Raw genomic sequence first — 15,757 nt, 5'->3', positions numbered from 1 at the left:
ACCGGGCGTCACCTCCGCCGTGTCGATGACGCCGTGTAGATCAGGTTCTCCGCGGGTTTCTCGACCGTGAACAGGCCCGCAGCAAGCGCGTCACCGTACGCCTCGTGCGCGAGAACGGAGCACACGGTCAGGTCGATCTTCTGAGTGGGGGACGCCTTCGCCAGCACGTACCGCTGGCCAGGCCGTGGCGCTTTTCGCGTGTTCCGCTGGTGGATCGCGGTCGTCGGGCAGCCGTCATGCGTGAACGGCGACCCTGCCTTGCCGACATCGACCAGCAGCCGCTGACACGCGGCGTGCATCTGCACCGGCCGGTACGTCGCCCACCGGATGACGACCTTCTCGCCGTACTTCTCCACCCAGGCGTCGATCTCCGACTTCCAGTCCGGCGGATCCGCGTACATGCGCACCACCTGGAAACGCGTCATGAGCTCGTCCACAGCGGCAGACACTTCAAGCCGCGGCACCTGGCCGCTGAACGCCGCCGGATCCCACACCGTCGGCACCTTGTCAGGCCCGTACGTGGGGGTGAACTGGTAGCCGTCCGCGGTCTCCGCGCGGATGCCCGTCCAGTCGTCCACATCGCTGCCGTCGAAGCCGAGCACGATCGGCGTACCGTCGGGGACCTCGCGGGGCGCCTCCCGACCGTCCCAAACGTCGCCGTCGATGTAGCCGCCCTGGCCGTACACGACCCTGTTGCCGAAGAACCGTTCGGCCTGCGCCGGGTCCTTCTCCAGCAGCTCCGCTGCCTCGGCTTCGATCGCGTCAAGGTCAACGTGAGTGGAGCCGCGGTACACGAACCGGTGAATCTTCGCCCGCTCGGCCTTGTTCTTGTACGACAGGTGGGCAGGCGGGACGCGGTGGAACTTGAAGATGTCCGGCCGCTGCGACTCCGACGTCCTCTGCGCTACCGACTCCTCGGACGGGTCCCAGGCATTCGACGTCTCCATCGTCCGCCCGCCCATGCCGGCGGCGCCGCGCCGCTGCGTCTCGGCGACGCGCACCATCTTGTTCGTCTTCGTGTACAGGCCCGTCTCGTCCTGCATCGCGAACGTGATCGGGTTACCCAGCCGTGACGTCGCCGACGAGGTGACGACGTCGATCCGGCCATCGTTCGGCAGCCGGATGAACTCCTCGCCCGTCCGCATCAGATCCGCGAGCGGCCCCGACTTGGCCATCGCCTGCAGCGGCCGGTACACGTTGTCGACCTGGTCTTCGGACGTGGCCAGGAGCTGGATCAGCGGTGTCGGCCACGGCATGCCCATCGGCTCGCCCGGCTCGTACTCGTACGACCAGCCGCACCCGCACCCGTAGTCGCGGCAGTCGTACACCTCATGGCCCGTGGCCCAGCCCGCGAACACGGCAGGCCCGACAGCCTCAAGACAGATGATCGACGCCGACCACGGCCCCTTGCCGGTCTTCTGCGGAGCGATGACCTGCGAGCGCCGATTGTGGAACGCAGGAGCCAACTGGCCCAGCGTGGCGGCCGGCTTGACCCGGTAATGGTTGGCCGTGCACCAGAGCTGCCAGTCGTACATCTCGAACCGGTCGCCCTTGCGGAACCCGTCCGGGACGCTGCAATGCTCCTCGATCCAGTCGATCGCCACCCACAGCGTCGGAAAGTCGACGACGAACTCACTCGCCGGAGGCATCGCCCGAGATCACCGTGAGACGACTCCTCGCCGACCTACGCAGCGGAGCCTTCTGCGCCTTCGACGGCTCGGCCGGCGCCGCATCCGACAGCCGCCACCGGTTGCGCAGCATGCCCTGCGTGGACAGCCCGAGCGAGTCGAAGTACTGCCGGACCACCTTCTGCAGCTCGATCGACGACTTCGGCTGCTCGGCGCGGGCCAGCATGCGCACGCACATCGCGACCTCGTAAAGCTGGCCCATCTTCTCCCACATCAGCGCCTGCGGGCGGGACCAGAAGTCCGTCCACAGCTCCCACTCGCGGCCGTCCGGTTCGAGCAGAGGCCACTCGGGAGGGTCTCCATCCCGTCCCTCAGAAGGAAGGGTGGTCCACGTGGCTGCGTCCGCGGGCCGACTGCGCCGGAGCGCGTTCGGATCAGGCGCAGGACCGGACGCGGCGTGTCCGCCTCTCGGCATAGCACTCACTACTCCTCAGCCGCGTTGCGCGGCATCGGGCGATGGTCACCTTGCGTCACCACCTGAAGTTGATCAAGGACTCTCTGACCTGGCGGACCTCGGAGCCGCCTCCCCCGCGGTCCTCGTTTTAGCATGTTTGTAGCAGGTCATGCCCCACCCCGGCACCGTGTCCAGATACGGACAGTTACCTCGCTCGCGTGTTCGCGCGGATCATGAGGTGGTCTGCTGTTTCGCATGCATGTCGAGTACTCCGCAGTGAAGTTGCGTGGAGCGAAGTACCAGGGCGATCTCGCGAGGTATGTGAAGGCAGGCTCTGAGGTCGAGCTGGTGCGTGAGCCGGACAATCCTTACGACTCGGACGCGGTGCGGGTGTTGGCTGTGGTGCCGAGCCAGGGTGAGATCCCTGTGTCGATCGGCTACCTGGCCAAGGGCGCAGCATCACGGGTGGCGAGGGACATGGATGCCGGCCGTACGTTCCGCGGTGTGTTCGTCGGTGGTGGCGTGGATGCCACGCCGTACGTGGTGGTGCTCGCAGCAGGTGAGGGTGAGGACCTGAAGCTCACCAGGCTGAAGCACAGGTAGGTCAGGGCTGCTGGTGCTGGGCTGCCAGGTGGTCTATGGCGTGAGCCCATAGGCCCGGGATGGTGGCGATGTTGGCCACGCACGGGTCTGGGTACGTGCTACCGGTCCGGTCGTAGTAGGCGAGAGGCCGGCCGCCGTCATGGTGGTCGCGGCAGTGGAGCCCTACTCCTCCGTCCTCGCCACCCAGGAGGTAGAGGGACGGGTGGGTCAGGGCTTCGAGGAGAGCATCGACAGGCGCTCGGTCATGGAGGTTCTGGTCCACTGTCACCAGCACCTCCTTACCGCGCTACTCGGTGGGCGACCGTCCGAGGCCGGTGAGTGCGCCGTCCCACGTCAGTGAACCGACTCGCGGTGCGGTCGCCTGGAACATGGCGTCGCCGGTGCTGCCGTCGGGGAGGCGCAGCGTGGCCTCGCCGTAGGGTGGGCGTGCGTCCGTCAGTAGATCGCCGGTGATGTCCGCGTCCCACCTGTGCGCATCCCTGATGTATGGCCGGTCACCGCCAAGGTCGGGGATGTCGTGGTAGACGCGGACTCGCGCCTGGCACGGATAGTCCCGGCCGTCGCTCTTCGGGATGAGCATGGCCTGTCCCTGATAGGTGACGGTGGCGGCGATCTCCATGCCCGTCATTCTCTCTCGCGGGTGGGCGTCCTGAGGCCGAACCGTTTGCGAGCGGCGAGGTCTTCGGGAGAGCCGGGCTCGCAGTTCTCGATGTGCAGCCTGGGCGCGTGAAGTTGTTCGATGACGTACCCGAGCAAGGCAAGGCACACTACTCGATCACGGCCTGCGGGCAGGTTCCCGATGGGGGCGCGGTCCAGGATGGTGATCGTCGGGTTGTCGCCCTCGGTCACGTACAGCAGGGCCGGGCCTGGTGGCAGGTCGATGGTGCGTTGCGTCTCGTCTATCGGGACAGGGACGATGCTCATCGGTCACCTGCTGCCGGGTGGTGAATGGCGAGGTGGATGAGGGCCTGGCTCCACAGCCCGGAGACGGACGTGGCGAAGGTGATGCCCGTGTTCGCTGCTTGCTCGCCTTCCTTCGCTCCGAGGTAGGCGATCGTCTCATGAGCTATCGGCGTGCAGGCCCGGCAGTACATGCCGACGCCTCCGCCTCTCTGCCCGAACAAGACCAGGTCCGGGTTGATGAGGATGCGGTAGGCGAGTTCACGAAGATCGAAGCGCATGTCTCTGGACAGGGCTTCCTGCGTGGCCCGCTCCACGCCAGCGATGAGTTCGGGGGAGGAGACGGGCGCGTCCGTTGGCGTCTCGGGCACGCGGATCGTCTCGCCGCAGGAAGGGCAGGGAAGCTGCGCTCCTGGCACATCATGGCCGTCACCGCCACAGGAGCAGCGCCAGAACATCTTCACTGGCGAGGTCGAGTCGGGGGCGCACCTCACGGCGTGGACGACGCGGGCGCTCACCGCTTCCTCCCCCGCGAGCGGGAGCGGCGGTGGTACTCCGTCTTCGCCCTGCGGGAGCGCGGGCTCGTGCGGCCGAACACCAGCCGGTAGCCGGACCAGAGCAGGCGGCCTCGCAGCTTGAGCGTGTACGGTCCCGTCCGCTCCAGGAGCGACGGAGAGACCACGAGGAACCGTTGAGTCTTGGACAGCATCTCGATCGGCGTAGGCGGGCCGGTGACGAACTTCAGGTCCGACACGGTTTCTCCGAGCTCGACAGGCTCGCCGGTAGCGGGGACCCAGGAGACGCGGACCGTGGTCATCGGTCACCTGCCGGAGGAGTCCAGCCGAGAGCGATCAGCGCGTCTCGCGCTGCGTCGGGCATGGACAGGACGACCTCGGAGTCTCGGACGCCGAGATCGGCCACCTCGATGGCGTCGATGAGGAGTTCAGCCTCGACGGCCGGGCGTTCGCCTGCTTGGAAGCGGATCGTCAGACCGCGCAGGGCTCGGCTCAGTTCATGGTCGCCGAGCTTCACTGTCGGGCCGAAGACCGGTCCGGTGATGGACAGTTCGCGCTCTTGCATGGTTTCTCCCTGGTGTGGCGACGGCCCCTGAGTCAGGGAGATCTCAGGGGCCGTCTACCTCCCGCCGCGAACGGGAGGATCTTGTGTGGGTCAAGGGTTGATCAGGTCGGCGCCGGCCAGCACGAGGAAGGCGAAGCCGAGGCAGAACAGGGCTGCGACCCACGACTTGTGGACGAAGCCCACTACGGAGGCTGCGAGGAAAGCGATCAGGGCGAGAAGAGTGAAGAGGTCGGGGACGTTCATGACCGAACTCCTTCGTGGCAACGGTGCGTAACATGGGCGGGCGCTTCGACGGTTACCCGCCCGTGCGAGAGGCTGACTTTGTGCACGTCAGGACGACGTGCACGGAGAGTTACTATCGGGCGTTCCAGCCGCCCTTTTGGCTCTCGTTCGCCTGTGTGGCCTTGCCGTGACATGAGGCACACAGGCCGCGCCCGTACTTCGGGTCGTCCGGGTCCAGCCCTCGGGCTACCAGCTCTCGGCGGTCCATCGGGTGATGGTCCGCCACGGTGCTCCGTGCGGCTCCACACAGCACGCACGTGGGGTGCTTCGCCAGCACGCCCGTACGGAACCGATCACGATGGCGGGAGCCGTAGCCGCGCTGTGAGGCGCTGCCACGAGCCTTCTCAGCAGCGCTACGGCACTCCGGGCACCGGCCGCCGTCGCACAGGTTCGGGCAGCCCGGCGTGCTACAGACCGACGCTGCCCGCCTAGGCATCGGCGACGGACAGCCACCCCTCGATGGCTGTCTTGGTAGCCGATGGGGATCCGCGAGTCACTCTGATCTTGTAGAACCAGACGCCCGGCGACTCGGTCACACTCTCGGGGAAGGTGAGCGTGATCAGGCCTTGGGCTGCGTCGTCGATCGTGACGCCGTCGCCCTCGGTCAGCGTGAACACGCCCGTCGAGGCGTCGTCCTCCACAGCCTGGCTCGCCTTGATGACAGCGAACACGTCCGCGCCCGTGAGGCTGAGAGCGGTCCCCGAGTCGTCGACGATGCGGAAGGACGCGGACTCGTTGTCGTCCTCCACCAGCGTCAAGTTGACGAAGTCCGGCACCGCGTCCACCTCCTCACGTGAGAGATCCGCCGAGCTGACCCGTGGTGACCTTGGAGCCGCCGAGACCATGGCCTTCGATTCGGGAGCCGCCCAGGCTGTGCTGGGCGACCAGAGCGCCGCCGAGCCTTGGGGGTAGATGATCGGGAGACGCTCCCGCGGACACGGACGGCGCCGAGATGGACGCGACCGCAGCCACGGCGGGAGGACGTGCTGTCGTCGACACCAGGGCCGCGGGGATCGTGGCGAAGGCCTGCACAGCCGCGGGCGTGGCAGCAACCAGGACCGAGGTCGTCGGCGTGGGCACGGCAGCGGTGGCGAGCACGACGGCCGGCGTGGCCGTGGAGCTGGTGCCCGTGGCCGGGGACGGGATGCTCGCCGCGGCGGTGACCGTCGCTGGTGTGGCGGCGGCGTTCCCGTCGGCTTCGACAGTCGGGGCCGGGATGCTGGTGCTCGCCTGGACGGTGCCGGGCGTTGCGGTCGCTCCCGCGCTGACGGTTGGCGCTGGAATCGACGCAGACGCTTCCACGGGGTCCGGCGGGGCGGTGGAGCCTGCCGACACCTGAGGGGCGCTCACGGACGCTGTAGCAGCCGCCACAGGAGGCTGCGCGGTCGCTCCAGTCGTCACGGCCGGAGACGCGATCGCCGCGGCGGCGGTCACCGTGTCCGGGGTGGCGGTGGAGCTGGAGCCCGTCTGGATGCTCGGCGCCGGAACTGAAGCGAAAGCAGCGACGACGGCAGGGGTGACGGTCTGCCCGTACGAAACGGTGGGCGCCGGGATGGCGGCCGTCGCGGTGACGGTCGCAGGTTGCGCAACCTGACCGGTGGCGACGGCCGGCTGAGGAACAGACGCTACGGCCTGGACCGCGCCGGCTGTGACCGTAGCGCCCGCTGAGACGGCTGGAGCGGGGGTCTGTGTTGTGCCGGCGACAACGGAGGGGCTCGCCGTTGAGCCCGTCGTGGTGGTCGCCTGCGGGACGGTGGTGGTCGCTGGAACCACGTCAGGAGCCGCGGTCGCCCCGGCCGTGGTGGTGGGCGCCGGGATCGTCGCCGTGGCTGCGACGACGTTCGTGGCGGCTGTAGAGCCGGTGGAAATGGCAAGGGCGGGGATGGACGCGGCGGCCTGGACGGCGGCAGGGGTTGGGGTGGAGCCCGCCGCGACGCCCGGGGCAGGGATGGACGCCGCGGCGGGGACAGTAGCCGGGCCTGCAGCCGAGCCCGTTCGTGTGGACGGCGACGGGATGCTCGCCAGCGCGGCCACCACAGCCGGCGAAGCCGCAGAGCTCGTGCTTGATGCAGGGGCCGGGATCGCCGCGGTGGCGGAGACGGCGGGCGGGCTGGCGGTGGCGTTCCCGTCCGGGGCGGCGGGCTCCAGCACGATCGACCAGGCGCCGATCGCGTCACCGACACCGCCGAACGTGCGCGTGCCCGTGGCGCCGGGAGAGGCGACGACCTGATCCGCTTCGGCGTTGTAGGCCTGCGCGGACAGCGGGGTCCGGTCGGTCATCCCGGCTGGGGCGGTCAAATCCTGCGACGACTCGTCCGCGTACAGGACCACCAGCAGCGAGTTCGCCGTGACGGTGGTCACCGATGGCGCTACCGGGTCGGCGGCGTCGGACTGGGCGTAGATGGCCGGCGCGGTCGTACCGCGGTAGGCGAGGATGTCGATGATGGGGCCGCTGCTGGACCCGATCCAGGTGTGGTCGGTCGGGTCGCCGGTGACGGTCGTGGTCCAGGCGTTGCCGTCGAATTGCTGGCCCACCCGGCCGACGCCGATCTCCGTCCAACCGTCAGGCCCGTCCAGGAGTTCCGCGTCTTGGACGATCGCGAGGAGGACGTCGCCTTCCTGGATGCCGACGGGCAGGTTACCGATGGTGGATTCGGAGTGGGCGGCGTCGACGAACTCGACGGCCGCGCTGGTGGACACTGCCGGGGCGGGCACGACAGCGGTAGCCGCGACCACTGGCGGGGTTGCGGTCGCTGACGCCTGCGCCGACACGGTCGCAGCCGGGACGGATGCGGTCGCTGCCACCGTTGCGGGCGAGGGTGTCGCGCTGGCTGACACCAACGGGGCGGGAATCGCCGCCGTCGCCGCCACCACGGCCGGGGTGGCGGTTGAGCCCGTACGGGGGGAAGGAGCCGGAACGGCCGCCGAAGCCGGCACCACCGCAGGAGTCGCCGTCGCGGTCACCGACACCGCCGGGGACGGGACCGACGCGGTAGCCGACACCGCAGCAGGGGTCGCGGTCGCGCCCGTACCCGCAGACGGTTTGATCTCCGCCGCCGCCCAGTTCCACTCGCGCGACAGGCCGCCACCATTGAAGTTCAGGGTGACTGACGTGCCAGAAGACCCCGTGTTGGCGGCCTTGTGGACCGCTATCCCGGCAGTCTGGAAGAACTCATCCCACGGGAAGCCCGTGTCGCTGCTGGTGACGGCGCCCGATTCGAGGGCGTCCACCGCGATGCCGACCGCTCGGGAACCCGCGACGCTGGAGGTGTAGACAGCCGGGGTGATGCTGCTGGTGGCCGAGCTGCCTTCGCCGACGTTCCCCACAGGAGACGCCAGGTCCGCACCCGTCACCACCAGCAGCTTCAAGACGACGAAGTCTCCGCCGTTGCTGCTCGTCAGGGTGACGGTGCGGGCCGCCGACGCGGCAGCGGGGGCGGTGAAAATCTCCACCGCCGGCGTGTACGCGCCCGCGTCGTCGCCCAGCATCCGCCGCACCCGCGACGTCCACGTCAACGCGGTCCCCGAGTTGGTCACGGTGTGGGTGACCGCTCCGGAGTTGGAGGCACACAACGCCACCAGGAGACTGTTGGCGGGCGCGGTGAAACTCGCCGTGGTGACGGCGTCAGTGTCGGTGACCAGGGCAGGCGAAGAGGAGTCGATCGCAATCGCCACGCCCGCCCCCGAACAGCAGAAAACCGCCCGGAGGCGGTGAGGGTCGGGTGGGTGTCAGCGGCAGGTGGTCACGGCGTCCAATCGACCGTGAAGATGCCGGACCCGCTGTACTGCAGGAGGAACGTGCCCGCTGACGTGCTGTAATCCTGGCCCAGGTTGAGGAGTACCACCGCGTTGTCGCCCGCCAGGCCGTCGGCGTAGATGAGGGCGGCGCGGGCGTTCGTGATCGTCGAAGACGCCCAGGAGGAGTCGGCCGCGTCGAACGTGGTCGAGCCGGAGCTGCCCGTGAATGTGGTGGTGGTGAGCGTTGCCCCACCGGCGGTGTAGCCGGTGCCGCTGACTTCGTTCGCGTTGTACGGGGACACGCCGTACGCGGTGTCCGAGCTGAAGTTGGGTGTGATCGAATTCGTGAAGAGGGCGACCTTGAGCTGTGTCTCCGACGACAGGTCCAGGCCGAGCTGGGTGTCGTCGAACACGTCCACGATCGTGGCGATGTAGATGCCCGAAGCGGTGACAGCCATGATCAGACCTCCTCAGAAGTGGGGCTGACGAAGGCGTCGCCGCCGACCGTCGTGCCCTCGGTGCGGGTCTGGGATCGGGCCTCCCGCAGCGCGAGAGACGCCTCCCGGATGGCGGCCTTGTCGCCGCTCTCCTTCGCGGCCAGGAGGTCGTTTTCGAGGCCGGCCATCGCGTCGAGAGCGTCGGCCTGTGCTCGTAGTTCGGCGGCGCGCTCAGCGCTCGATGACATCGGTGATCTCCCTCTTCGACGCGGAGGCGGGAACGTGTGCGCGGACGGTTTGGATGCGCGCGATGACGGACTGCTGGTCGTTGCCGTGCTGGATGACGTCATGGCCGAGCTGGTCGGTGGTGCGCTTGAAGCGCTGGCCGAACCGGTCACGGCCTTCCGTCACCTGGTCGTGGGTGGCGTTCGTCCATCCGCTGGCGCGGGTCTGGACTCCCTTGTTGCGGAGCCAAGACGCGTAGGAGCCGTGAACTGCGGGGTTGTACTCCTCGCGCACGCCGATCACCTCCGGACATGACGGAGGCCCGCACAGTGGCGGGCCTTCGGACGCGGCTGTGTTGGCAGTACAGGTGTCGAACTCAGTAGTCACAGACAGCGTGTGCCTGCGCCGTTACGGTGCGGGCATGGCGAAGCAAGGTGACGACGACGAAGCGCCCCCGGTGTGCGGTACCTGCCTCGGTGCGGGCGGGGAGTGGATGGAGATGAACGGCAAGAAGGGCGCCAACCGCCAGTGGGTGGCGTGCGACACCTGCAACGGAACCGGCCGGGCGTGACGTGACCGACCCCATCACGTGCCCGGAGTGCGGAGGCCGGCGCGGGCAGCAGTTCGGGCCGCTGTTTCTGGCGTGCCGCTTCTGCGGCGGGCAAGGCACCGTGGGAGGCGACAACGAGCCTGCCGAGCGGAGCGAGAAGCCGCCTCCTCCACCGCCGACCGCGACCGACCACAAGGTGTGGACGGACCCGCTCATCGCCAGGGCATTCCTGTGCCGGTTGTGCTTCGGATCCGGTCAGCTCGCCCACATCGACGAAGAGGCCGGGACTCTGGTGACGGTGCCTTGCCGGTGCGCTGCAGTGGCTGAGTGAGTGGTCAGGCGCGCGAGCGTGGTACCCGTGAGTAGTCGACGCCCTTGATCGGCTCTACCTCGTACGCCTGCAGCCAGGACCGGTGGGGTTCCAGCCCACCCTTGTAGCCGGGGACGTCCAGCACGTACTCCACCAGCGCTTCCCACTGGCCCGTCCGGGTTTTTCTCCACTGGTGGAGGAGCCCTGCGCCGGCGGGGTGGTGAGGGAGACGTACGGAGGGCGGGTCTTGCATGTGGGCGAGCCTACCCGCGAGGTCGAACGACTATTCGAGTGAGTCCGCAGCCGCGTGGTTGATGTCCGGGCGGGCCAGGGAAGCCCAAGCGAAGGCGTGCGGCTGATCGTTGTGAGAGAAGCCGTACCAAGCCCGCCCGGAGGTCTACGGGATCAGCGCCAGCATTGGGCGGGCGGGATAACCTCTATCGGCTCTTCCGAGTCTGGACCCCAGAGGCGCATGCCCTGCTCCGGGTCGTAGTCCCAGTACATCTCTTCCTCTTCCGCTTCCTCCGAAGCGTGTCCCGTCGGCAGGCGCGGTGGCGGTAGCCCACCACCAGGCGGCCCAACGCATCATGCAGCGCGCCAAAGTAGGCCCCTCCGAGCGCGTAGCCGTGCTTCTCGAAGAGATCCAGTACCGACAATTCGGCCTCACACCGGGCGATCGTGTCGCGCGGGTCGTGGAGAGCGACGTGCTTCGCTTCGACCTCGCACAGGGTGCCGGTTATGCAGCACCCGCAGGCTTTGCCGAAAGCCCCGGCGTCCTCGATCTCGATGAAGAACCCTTCGTCACGGTCGTCGGCGGCGGCCCAGACCTCACCCAAGTTCTCCTCGGCTAGCGCCTTGTCGCCCTCGATCGTCGCCTTCAGCCAGGACAGCATCTCGTCGGAGGCCATCAGGAACTCGCCCTGGAAGCGGTCGCGGTCGGTAGCGTCGCAAGCCCGTCTTTGGCCGGGGCCCGGCACACCTTGAACCCGTCGATGTGGTCCAGCGTCAACGTGTCCACGGTGAACCACTGGGCATGCAGGGTCGCTCCTCGCGGCATGCCCGCCTGGTCGGTGATCAAGTCACGCGACACCCGCAGCGCTCTCTCCGGCAGGTGCAGCGGCGTCAGCACCAACGCATATCCGTCACCTGGCTCGTACCAGACCTTCACGTCGATACGGTCCAGCGAGGCGACGAACTCGGCGGCGCGCCGCTTATGTTCGGCCTGCCACTCGGCCATCTTCGCGTCCGCGCGACCTGAGTCGAACGTCTCGAACACGGCCCGCCAGCCGTGCTCCTCCAGCGTGTCGCCGTTGCCTGTGTCGATGCGGCGGTAAGACGTCCGCTCGGGGCCACGGAAAAGACTGTCGTACAGGGTCACCACGTGCCGGTCCCGCACGTACGCCGGGCCGTCCAACACGTCGAATGCCAGCACTCCATCTGCGAGTTCGCACTGCTCGGCGTCGACCCGGTCGGCAAATACGCCGACCACTTCGTAGCCACCGTCGTAGTCGTAGGAGTCGTAGTTGCTGATCGCGGCGTACACCTTCATCGGTGATCTCCAAGGGGGCTGTACAGGGGGTTGTGGTGCGGCCCGCCACCAACCCCCCGGAAGAGGCAGGCCGCACGATGAGGGGTTGGCCGCCCGGCCCGCGACCCTCGCAGACACGGGACCGGGCGACCTGGGGAGGGCTCGACACAGGCCATGGGGGCACGTCCTGCGGAGCCGCGCGTCTCCCTCAGCACCGAAGGGACGCGCGTCTATGGGAATCTCTACGGCTGTCTAGGCTGCGCGGGTGACCCGCTTGCCGCTGCCCGACGTACGGACCGCAGCCTCGTACGCCATGCGATCCGCCTCATCCACGTCAGCGACCTTGAACAAGCGCCGGCGCGGCGGACAGCCGGGGACCGGGGCGAGGTAGCCGATGCGAACCCACCGATCCACCGTTGCCGGCTTCACGCCTTTGAGATCGGCGGCTTGCTGCCGGGTGACGCACGGTTCGCCGTCGGGGTCGTAGTGGAAGCGCATCCGGGCCACCCCCAGACACGCGAAAGCCCCGGCGCTGGAAGCGTTCCGGGGCATAGATCGTCCGCTGTTTCCCAACGTTAGACCGCTCGCGATGGACTTGTCCAATCCTGTCCAGGCGACTCGCCGCACAACCGTTCACAGAGGTCCTTACGCTGCTCCGGCGTGAGGCGCACGGGCCACACTGCAGGCAGCAGCAGAACATCCCCGTTGGGCATGCGCACGACATCGAGAGGAGAGTTCGGGGAGGCGTTCACAATCACGATGCCTTACGTACCTTCTTGGCCTCGTCCACCAACTCCTGGTACTCCGACCACTTCAGGACCCGCTCGCAGGTACGGCGCCGGCACGTCACCTTGTCCTCGCCCACCTTCCGCTCCAGGGTGAGACCGTTGCATTCCGCGCAGCGCGCTCCCCTGAGCGGTTCGACGACAACGTCTGACGGGTCGTAGCGGACGAGCCTGCCGTGCCAGCGGTTGACCTCCTCGCCGAACGCGGGCGCCAGGTCCGGGTGGGCGAGGATGCGTTCCGCTCGCACCACCAGCCATGCCGTTCCCAGGGTGACGGAGTCGGCGAGCATGCCCTGCCTGGCCATCGTCTCCGCCCCCAGGTAGGCGGCTTTCCAGTCGCGCAGCCACCCGTCCAGTTCGTCGATGTCCTCGACGGCCGGCGACAGCGACGGCGGCTCGCTGCCCTTGGACGACACCTTCGCCTGGTCGGACTGGCCTCGGAATCCGTCCGCTTCCCGCAGGTACACGCAGGCGGCGCCGTCCAGCTTCGACAGCTTCGACTTGCAGGCGTACACGCAGTCCGGGCAGAACACCGGGTCACCCTCGATCCGGTACGGGAGGCGCGGCTCCTCCGGCTCGGCGGGCTCGTCTGGCCACACGAGCGGGGCATGCCACGCCGCGGCGTCGGCCTGCCATTCCGTATGGGCGGCGCGGTAGACGGCGTAGGCGTGCTCGTAGGAGCGGACCTTACGCCGGTAGCCGTTCATGCAGGCGCCGGCACACAGGCGTTCGAGGTCGTAGGTGCGCTGGGACATTTCGGCCTCCCCGAATGTACGCTTACGGGAGGCTTCGTTCTGCGGTGGATGAGGCTCAGCGAGGGTAGTGGGACGGGGCGGCTCTCCATGGGGGTGGAGGGCCGTCTTCGCTTCCAAGGTCAAATATGCCACGTATGTGCAGGTGACACCTCAGTTCGCGGCGAGGCTCGCTTCCCGCTCGGCCCGCACCTCGACTACCGCCTGCATGTCGGGCTGCTCGTACGGGATCCCCAACAGGTCGTGCAGCTTCTGGTAGATGCCCGTCTCCACGAGTTCGATCTGGACCTGCTGCCAGGGTGTGGCCCTGCCCAGCGCTCGGGTGAGGACCGCGATTCGGCGGGCGACATCCTCGCACCCTGCTGACCAACAACCGTTGTAGGCGAAGCGGATCTGCTCGTGAAGGTCTCCCCACAGGCGCATCAGTTCGTCGGCGGCGGCCTGGTCGAGGGAGGCGAAGCCCTCCTCGTTGGCGGAGTCGATCGCCTCCTGGAGTTCCTTCGCGCGGTCAGTCACGGCTCGACTTCCCCTTTCGCCCACTTGTGGCTGTAGTCCTCATGGTCGGCCCACGGCTCAGCGAGGGCGCACGCGATCAGGTACGCCTTGCCCCACCGCTCGAACCCGTCACGATCAGGGCCGAACACCTGCGTACCCGCGTCGAGGTCGGGCTGGATGATGTCGAGGATCCACCGCTTCGACTTCACGTCGGCGAGGACGGCGTGCATCGCTGCGTCCTCCTCTTCCCACAGGGTCGAGCCCATCAGACCGGCGTCGCGGGCCTTCTGGTTGATCTCAAGAGCCCCGCAGGCGTCCTTCTCGCGCTCGTCCAGGCGCATCCTGACGAACGCTTCAGGGCAGTACTGGAGTTGGGCGCGCGTGTCGGTCACGTCTCCCCCAGGCAGGTCGTACAGGGCCTCATCTTCGCTGTCTCCTCTTCGGAGACCTCGCGGATGGGGTGGCTCTCGTAGTTGTTCGGTGCGCTGGCGTTGCGTCCGCGCTGGAAGGCAGGACATTCCTGGTCGCGGTGGTAGAAGTCGCTCGCGTCCGTGGTGATGTACAGCATGGCTTCCTCCAGGAGGTTGGCCTGTCCCTCGCAGCATCCACCAGAACGGCGGGAGAAGCGCGGGCCTGGCGGGTCGATGATCCCGAGCTTCTCGGCACACTCCGGCCCGAAACCGCGCCTTCTCGACTCCGGCGCAGTCAGGTGACGGCCACAGCCTCCCAGACACAGCATCGGCGACAAGGGAGGGGCGTCAAGGTTGAGGAGGTTCACTCGAACGGCCCGTAGTCGTCCGGGTTCACGTACTCCAGCAGGTAGCAGGTGCAGTAGGTGTCCATCGTGTGCCCGCACGTCTTGCGGGGCGCGTCCGGGGTGATCGGGTCGGGGCAGTGGCACTCGTCCTCTGGGTCGCCGGTCCGGCCGTAGGCGCACTGGCGGGAGTGCCAGCGATCCTCAGCGGTGGTCACGTCTCCTCCTCGGTGGCTGTCGTCTCAGGGGGCAGGCTGGGCGGGTCAGGCCGTGGCTCATCAGAGCCGTACGCGGTGCCGTCCAGGTACTTGGACAGCATGAGCCCTGCCGCGTGGTGCATGTCGTCCGGCGGCCACGCCAGCCACTTGTCCCTGAGGTTCTCCATGCGGGCGAGCGCCAGTTCGGCCTCGCCCAGCTTGGCAGCGAGGCCGGCGGCTTCCTCGCGGATGGCCTTCAACTGGGCTCGGACGATGCTGTAGGCGTCCTCCCCTCTCCCGTCGAGGCGGTCGATGTAGGCGACCAGGTCTCTCGCGTACCGGCCTGCCACGCCGTTAGGGGAACACCAGAACCGGAAGTCCTCGTCGATGTAGCGGCGGATCTCGATCAGGCGGCGCTCGGCCTTTTCGGCACGTTCCCGCCAGTGGTCGCGGTCCTGCTCGGCTTCCTCGGCACGGGTGCGCTGCCTGGTCAACTCGGCGGCAACGGCCTTCTGGTAGCCCCTCTTCAGGACATCCCGGAGCTGTACGGAGTCGTCAGTCATGGGTCACCTTCTCCTCGGTGATCCACAGGCAGCCCTCGTCGTCGGGTTCCTCGTCGCGCTCGTGCACCGCCCACGTGCGTGCTCCCTTGGTCCCCAGAGCGGCATTGTTGACCGTCGTGGCCACGAGGTCGCCACCGAAGATGTCGTCGGTACGGAGGGCGTTCAAGGCTGCTTCGAGGCTGGCACCCACGGCCACGCGCTTACGCCCGTCCACGGGGTTACCGCTGAACCAGATCACTTCAGCGATGTAGACGGTGATGGGCTCAGACATCGTTCTCCTCACGTTGGGCGGCGTGCGTTTCGAGGCGGGCGATCACGTCGGCCAACCCTCGGTCCCGCATCGCCTGCTCGTAGCCCTCCTCGTAGCCTTCTCGGTGCGCCCGATTCAGGACCTGGCGGGCCACGTAAACGCGCTCTTGCAGGTCGTCATCTTTCAGGGTGACGAGTTGACGGATCTCGGCGGTGAAGTCAGGCAC

At 68.0% G+C, this 15,757-nt stretch carries 27 protein-coding genes and 1 pseudogene; 2 read left to right on the top strand and 26 right to left on the bottom strand.

All coding sequences use genetic code 11. The features are described 5' to 3' along the window. Positions 1-8: 8 nt before the first annotated feature. Together FXF51_RS06085 and FXF51_RS06080 are read right to left on the bottom strand one after the other, a co-directional pair. Positions 9-1,649, bottom strand: a complete 1,641-nt coding sequence (locus tag FXF51_RS06085; protein ID WP_148433263.1) for a hypothetical protein — start codon at positions 1,647-1,649, stop codon at positions 9-11. Beyond that, the gene (locus tag FXF51_RS06080; RefSeq protein WP_262379310.1) at positions 1,633-1,890 is read right to left on the bottom strand and encodes a hypothetical protein; all 258 of its coding nucleotides are present in this window, start codon (positions 1,888-1,890) and stop codon (positions 1,633-1,635) included. The genes FXF51_RS06085 and FXF51_RS06080 overlap by 17 nt, the downstream gene beginning before the upstream one ends. A gap of 447 nt (positions 1,891-2,337) precedes the next feature. On the opposite strand from FXF51_RS06080, the gene FXF51_RS06075 reads away from it, so the two are divergent. Continuing rightward, positions 2,338-2,685: an HIRAN domain-containing protein gene (locus FXF51_RS06075; RefSeq protein ID WP_148433261.1), complete on the top strand. Its 348-nt coding sequence runs from the start codon at positions 2,338-2,340 to the stop codon at positions 2,683-2,685. 286 nt (positions 2,686-2,971) lie between these two features. On the opposite strand, the gene FXF51_RS06070 is transcribed toward FXF51_RS06075, so the two are convergent. From FXF51_RS06070 to FXF51_RS06020, 11 genes are all read right to left on the bottom strand, one after another. Continuing rightward, the gene (locus FXF51_RS06070) at positions 2,972-3,304 is read right to left on the bottom strand and encodes a hypothetical protein (RefSeq protein ID WP_148433260.1); all 333 of its coding nucleotides are present in this window, start codon (positions 3,302-3,304) and stop codon (positions 2,972-2,974) included. Positions 3,305-3,309: 5 nt separating this feature from the next. Continuing rightward, a complete protein-coding gene (locus FXF51_RS06065; RefSeq protein WP_148433259.1) occupies positions 3,310-3,609 on the bottom strand; it encodes a hypothetical protein in 300 nt (99 codons plus the stop codon). Then, on the bottom strand, positions 3,606-4,103 hold the full coding sequence (locus FXF51_RS06060) for a hypothetical protein (RefSeq protein ID WP_148433258.1): 498 nt from the start codon (positions 4,101-4,103) through the stop codon (positions 3,606-3,608). The genes FXF51_RS06065 and FXF51_RS06060 overlap by 4 nt, the downstream gene beginning before the upstream one ends. Further along, positions 4,100-4,402, bottom strand: coding sequence for a hypothetical protein (locus FXF51_RS06055; RefSeq protein WP_148433257.1), 303 nt, complete (start codon positions 4,400-4,402; stop codon positions 4,100-4,102). Before FXF51_RS06055 ends, FXF51_RS06060 begins: the two co-directional genes overlap by 4 nt. Beyond that, positions 4,399-4,665 (bottom strand): hypothetical protein, encoded by a 267-nt coding sequence (locus FXF51_RS06050; protein ID WP_148433256.1) that lies wholly within the window; start codon positions 4,663-4,665, stop codon positions 4,399-4,401. The genes FXF51_RS06055 and FXF51_RS06050 overlap by 4 nt, the downstream gene beginning before the upstream one ends. Positions 4,666-4,755: 90 nt before the next feature. Further along, a complete protein-coding gene (locus FXF51_RS60585) occupies positions 4,756-4,908 on the bottom strand; it encodes a hypothetical protein (protein WP_187414209.1) in 153 nt (50 codons plus the stop codon). Positions 4,909-5,375: 467 nt separating this feature from the next. Then, entirely contained in the window at positions 5,376-5,732 is a 357-nt protein-coding gene (locus FXF51_RS06040) for a hypothetical protein (protein WP_148433254.1), read from the bottom strand. 4 nt (positions 5,733-5,736) lie between these two features. Continuing rightward, positions 5,737-8,622, bottom strand: a complete 2,886-nt coding sequence (locus tag FXF51_RS06035; RefSeq protein WP_148433253.1) for a hypothetical protein — start codon at positions 8,620-8,622, stop codon at positions 5,737-5,739. 68 nt (positions 8,623-8,690) lie between these two features. Continuing rightward, on the bottom strand, positions 8,691-9,143 hold the full coding sequence (locus FXF51_RS06030; RefSeq protein WP_148433252.1) for a hypothetical protein: 453 nt from the start codon (positions 9,141-9,143) through the stop codon (positions 8,691-8,693). A 2-nt stretch (positions 9,144-9,145) separates the two neighbouring features. Continuing rightward, positions 9,146-9,370: a hypothetical protein gene (locus FXF51_RS06025; protein WP_148433251.1), complete on the bottom strand. Its 225-nt coding sequence runs from the start codon at positions 9,368-9,370 to the stop codon at positions 9,146-9,148. Continuing rightward, positions 9,354-9,641: a hypothetical protein gene (locus FXF51_RS06020; protein WP_148433250.1), complete on the bottom strand. Its 288-nt coding sequence runs from the start codon at positions 9,639-9,641 to the stop codon at positions 9,354-9,356. The genes FXF51_RS06025 and FXF51_RS06020 overlap by 17 nt, the downstream gene beginning before the upstream one ends. Before the next feature lie 127 nt (positions 9,642-9,768). Here FXF51_RS06020 and FXF51_RS60580 point away from each other — a divergent pair, with 127 nt between their 5' ends. Then, on the top strand, positions 9,769-9,918 hold the full coding sequence (locus FXF51_RS60580; protein ID WP_187414208.1) for a hypothetical protein: 150 nt from the start codon (positions 9,769-9,771) through the stop codon (positions 9,916-9,918). Positions 9,919-10,232: 314 nt separating this feature from the next. Here the strand turns inward: FXF51_RS60580 and FXF51_RS06015 are convergent, their stop codons facing one another. The 13 genes and pseudogenes from FXF51_RS06015 to FXF51_RS05960 all read right to left on the bottom strand — a co-directional run bounded on the left by FXF51_RS06015 (position 10,233) and on the right by FXF51_RS05960 (position 15,757). Next, positions 10,233-10,460 (bottom strand): hypothetical protein, encoded by a 228-nt coding sequence (locus FXF51_RS06015; RefSeq protein ID WP_148433249.1) that lies wholly within the window; start codon positions 10,458-10,460, stop codon positions 10,233-10,235. 184 nt (positions 10,461-10,644) lie between these two features. Then, positions 10,645-11,115, bottom strand: a complete 471-nt coding sequence (locus tag FXF51_RS06010) for a DUF6221 family protein (protein ID WP_148433248.1) — start codon at positions 11,113-11,115, stop codon at positions 10,645-10,647. Next, positions 11,115-11,756 carry a hypothetical protein gene (locus FXF51_RS06005; protein WP_148433247.1) on the bottom strand — a complete coding sequence of 214 codons (642 nt, stop codon included), beginning with the start codon at positions 11,754-11,756 and terminating at the stop codon, positions 11,115-11,117. The genes FXF51_RS06010 and FXF51_RS06005 overlap by 1 nt, the downstream gene beginning before the upstream one ends. A 231-nt stretch (positions 11,757-11,987) precedes the next feature. Further along, positions 11,988-12,233: a hypothetical protein gene (locus FXF51_RS06000; RefSeq protein ID WP_148433246.1), complete on the bottom strand. Its 246-nt coding sequence runs from the start codon at positions 12,231-12,233 to the stop codon at positions 11,988-11,990. Positions 12,234-12,489: 256 nt separating this feature from the next. Next, a complete protein-coding gene (locus FXF51_RS05995; protein ID WP_148433245.1) occupies positions 12,490-13,275 on the bottom strand; it encodes a hypothetical protein in 786 nt (261 codons plus the stop codon). Positions 13,276-13,425: 150 nt separating this feature from the next. Beyond that, entirely contained in the window at positions 13,426-13,788 is a 363-nt protein-coding gene (locus tag FXF51_RS05990; RefSeq protein WP_222871142.1) for a hypothetical protein, read from the bottom strand. Then, positions 13,785-14,159 carry a DUF6221 family protein gene (locus FXF51_RS05985; protein ID WP_148433244.1) on the bottom strand — a complete coding sequence of 125 codons (375 nt, stop codon included), beginning with the start codon at positions 14,157-14,159 and terminating at the stop codon, positions 13,785-13,787. The genes FXF51_RS05990 and FXF51_RS05985 overlap by 4 nt, the downstream gene beginning before the upstream one ends. Continuing rightward, positions 14,156-14,335 carry a hypothetical protein gene (locus tag FXF51_RS62420; protein WP_148433243.1) on the bottom strand — a complete coding sequence of 60 codons (180 nt, stop codon included), beginning with the start codon at positions 14,333-14,335 and terminating at the stop codon, positions 14,156-14,158. The genes FXF51_RS05985 and FXF51_RS62420 overlap by 4 nt, the downstream gene beginning before the upstream one ends. A gap of 90 nt (positions 14,336-14,425) precedes the next feature. Then, a pseudogene (locus FXF51_RS63665) lies at positions 14,426-14,506 on the bottom strand (DUF6011 domain-containing protein); the annotation flags it as partial. Positions 14,507-14,541: 35 nt separating this feature from the next. After that, complete coding sequence (locus FXF51_RS05975) at positions 14,542-14,739, bottom strand: hypothetical protein (protein WP_148433242.1); 198 nt, start codon at positions 14,737-14,739, stop codon at positions 14,542-14,544. Then, on the bottom strand, positions 14,736-15,281 hold the full coding sequence (locus FXF51_RS05970; protein WP_148433241.1) for a hypothetical protein: 546 nt from the start codon (positions 15,279-15,281) through the stop codon (positions 14,736-14,738). The genes FXF51_RS05975 and FXF51_RS05970 overlap by 4 nt, the downstream gene beginning before the upstream one ends. Next, on the bottom strand, positions 15,274-15,552 hold the full coding sequence (locus FXF51_RS05965) for a hypothetical protein (protein WP_148433240.1): 279 nt from the start codon (positions 15,550-15,552) through the stop codon (positions 15,274-15,276). Before FXF51_RS05965 ends, FXF51_RS05970 begins: the two co-directional genes overlap by 8 nt. Next, a complete protein-coding gene (locus FXF51_RS05960) occupies positions 15,545-15,757 on the bottom strand; it encodes a hypothetical protein (RefSeq protein WP_148433239.1) in 213 nt (70 codons plus the stop codon). Before FXF51_RS05960 ends, FXF51_RS05965 begins: the two co-directional genes overlap by 8 nt.

Source organism: Nonomuraea sp. PA05, from assembly GCF_008086045.1.
Taxonomy (GTDB): domain Bacteria; phylum Actinomycetota; class Actinomycetes; order Streptosporangiales; family Streptosporangiaceae; genus Nonomuraea; species Nonomuraea monospora.
Note: the sequence above shows the minus strand (reverse complement) of the source record. Positions and strands in the feature narration are given on the sequence as shown.

Bases quoted from the DNA above. Each gene is read 5' to 3' on its own strand.
- FXF51_RS06015 (WP_148433249.1), bottom strand. From the start codon at position 10,460: ATGCAAGACCCGCCCTCCGTACGTCTCCCTCACCACCCCGCCGGCGCA.
- FXF51_RS60585 (WP_187414209.1), bottom strand. From the start codon at position 4,908: ATGAACGTCCCCGACCTCTTCACTCTTCTCGCCCTGATCGCTTTCCTC.
- FXF51_RS05965 (WP_148433240.1), bottom strand. From the start codon at position 15,552: ATGTCTGAGCCCATCACCGTCTACATCGCTGAAGTGATCTGGTTCAGC.
- FXF51_RS06075 (WP_148433261.1), top strand. From the start codon at position 2,338: ATGCATGTCGAGTACTCCGCAGTGAAGTTGCGTGGAGCGAAGTACCAG.
- FXF51_RS60580 (WP_187414208.1), top strand. From the start codon at position 9,769: ATGGCGAAGCAAGGTGACGACGACGAAGCGCCCCCGGTGTGCGGTACC.
- FXF51_RS06025 (WP_148433251.1), bottom strand. From the start codon at position 9,370: ATGTCATCGAGCGCTGAGCGCGCCGCCGAACTACGAGCACAGGCCGAC.
- FXF51_RS06050 (WP_148433256.1), bottom strand. From the start codon at position 4,665: ATGCAAGAGCGCGAACTGTCCATCACCGGACCGGTCTTCGGCCCGACA.
- FXF51_RS05970 (WP_148433241.1), bottom strand. From the start codon at position 15,281: ATGACTGACGACTCCGTACAGCTCCGGGATGTCCTGAAGAGGGGCTAC.
- FXF51_RS05995 (WP_148433245.1), bottom strand. From the start codon at position 13,275: ATGTCCCAGCGCACCTACGACCTCGAACGCCTGTGTGCCGGCGCCTGC.
- FXF51_RS06080 (WP_262379310.1), bottom strand. From the start codon at position 1,890: ATGGGCCAGCTTTACGAGGTCGCGATGTGCGTGCGCATGCTGGCCCGC.
- FXF51_RS06000 (WP_148433246.1), bottom strand. From the start codon at position 12,233: ATGCGCTTCCACTACGACCCCGACGGCGAACCGTGCGTCACCCGGCAG.
- FXF51_RS06055 (WP_148433257.1), bottom strand. From the start codon at position 4,402: ATGACCACGGTCCGCGTCTCCTGGGTCCCCGCTACCGGCGAGCCTGTC.
- FXF51_RS62420 (WP_148433243.1), bottom strand. From the start codon at position 14,335: ATGCTGTACATCACCACGGACGCGAGCGACTTCTACCACCGCGACCAG.
- FXF51_RS06010 (WP_148433248.1), bottom strand. From the start codon at position 11,115: ATGGCCTCCGACGAGATGCTGTCCTGGCTGAAGGCGACGATCGAGGGC.
- FXF51_RS06005 (WP_148433247.1), bottom strand. From the start codon at position 11,756: ATGAAGGTGTACGCCGCGATCAGCAACTACGACTCCTACGACTACGAC.
- FXF51_RS06070 (WP_148433260.1), bottom strand. From the start codon at position 3,304: ATGGAGATCGCCGCCACCGTCACCTATCAGGGACAGGCCATGCTCATC.
- FXF51_RS06030 (WP_148433252.1), bottom strand. From the start codon at position 9,143: ATGGCTGTCACCGCTTCGGGCATCTACATCGCCACGATCGTGGACGTG.
- FXF51_RS06065 (WP_148433259.1), bottom strand. From the start codon at position 3,609: ATGAGCATCGTCCCTGTCCCGATAGACGAGACGCAACGCACCATCGAC.
- FXF51_RS06085 (WP_148433263.1), bottom strand. From the start codon at position 1,649: ATGCCTCCGGCGAGTGAGTTCGTCGTCGACTTTCCGACGCTGTGGGTG.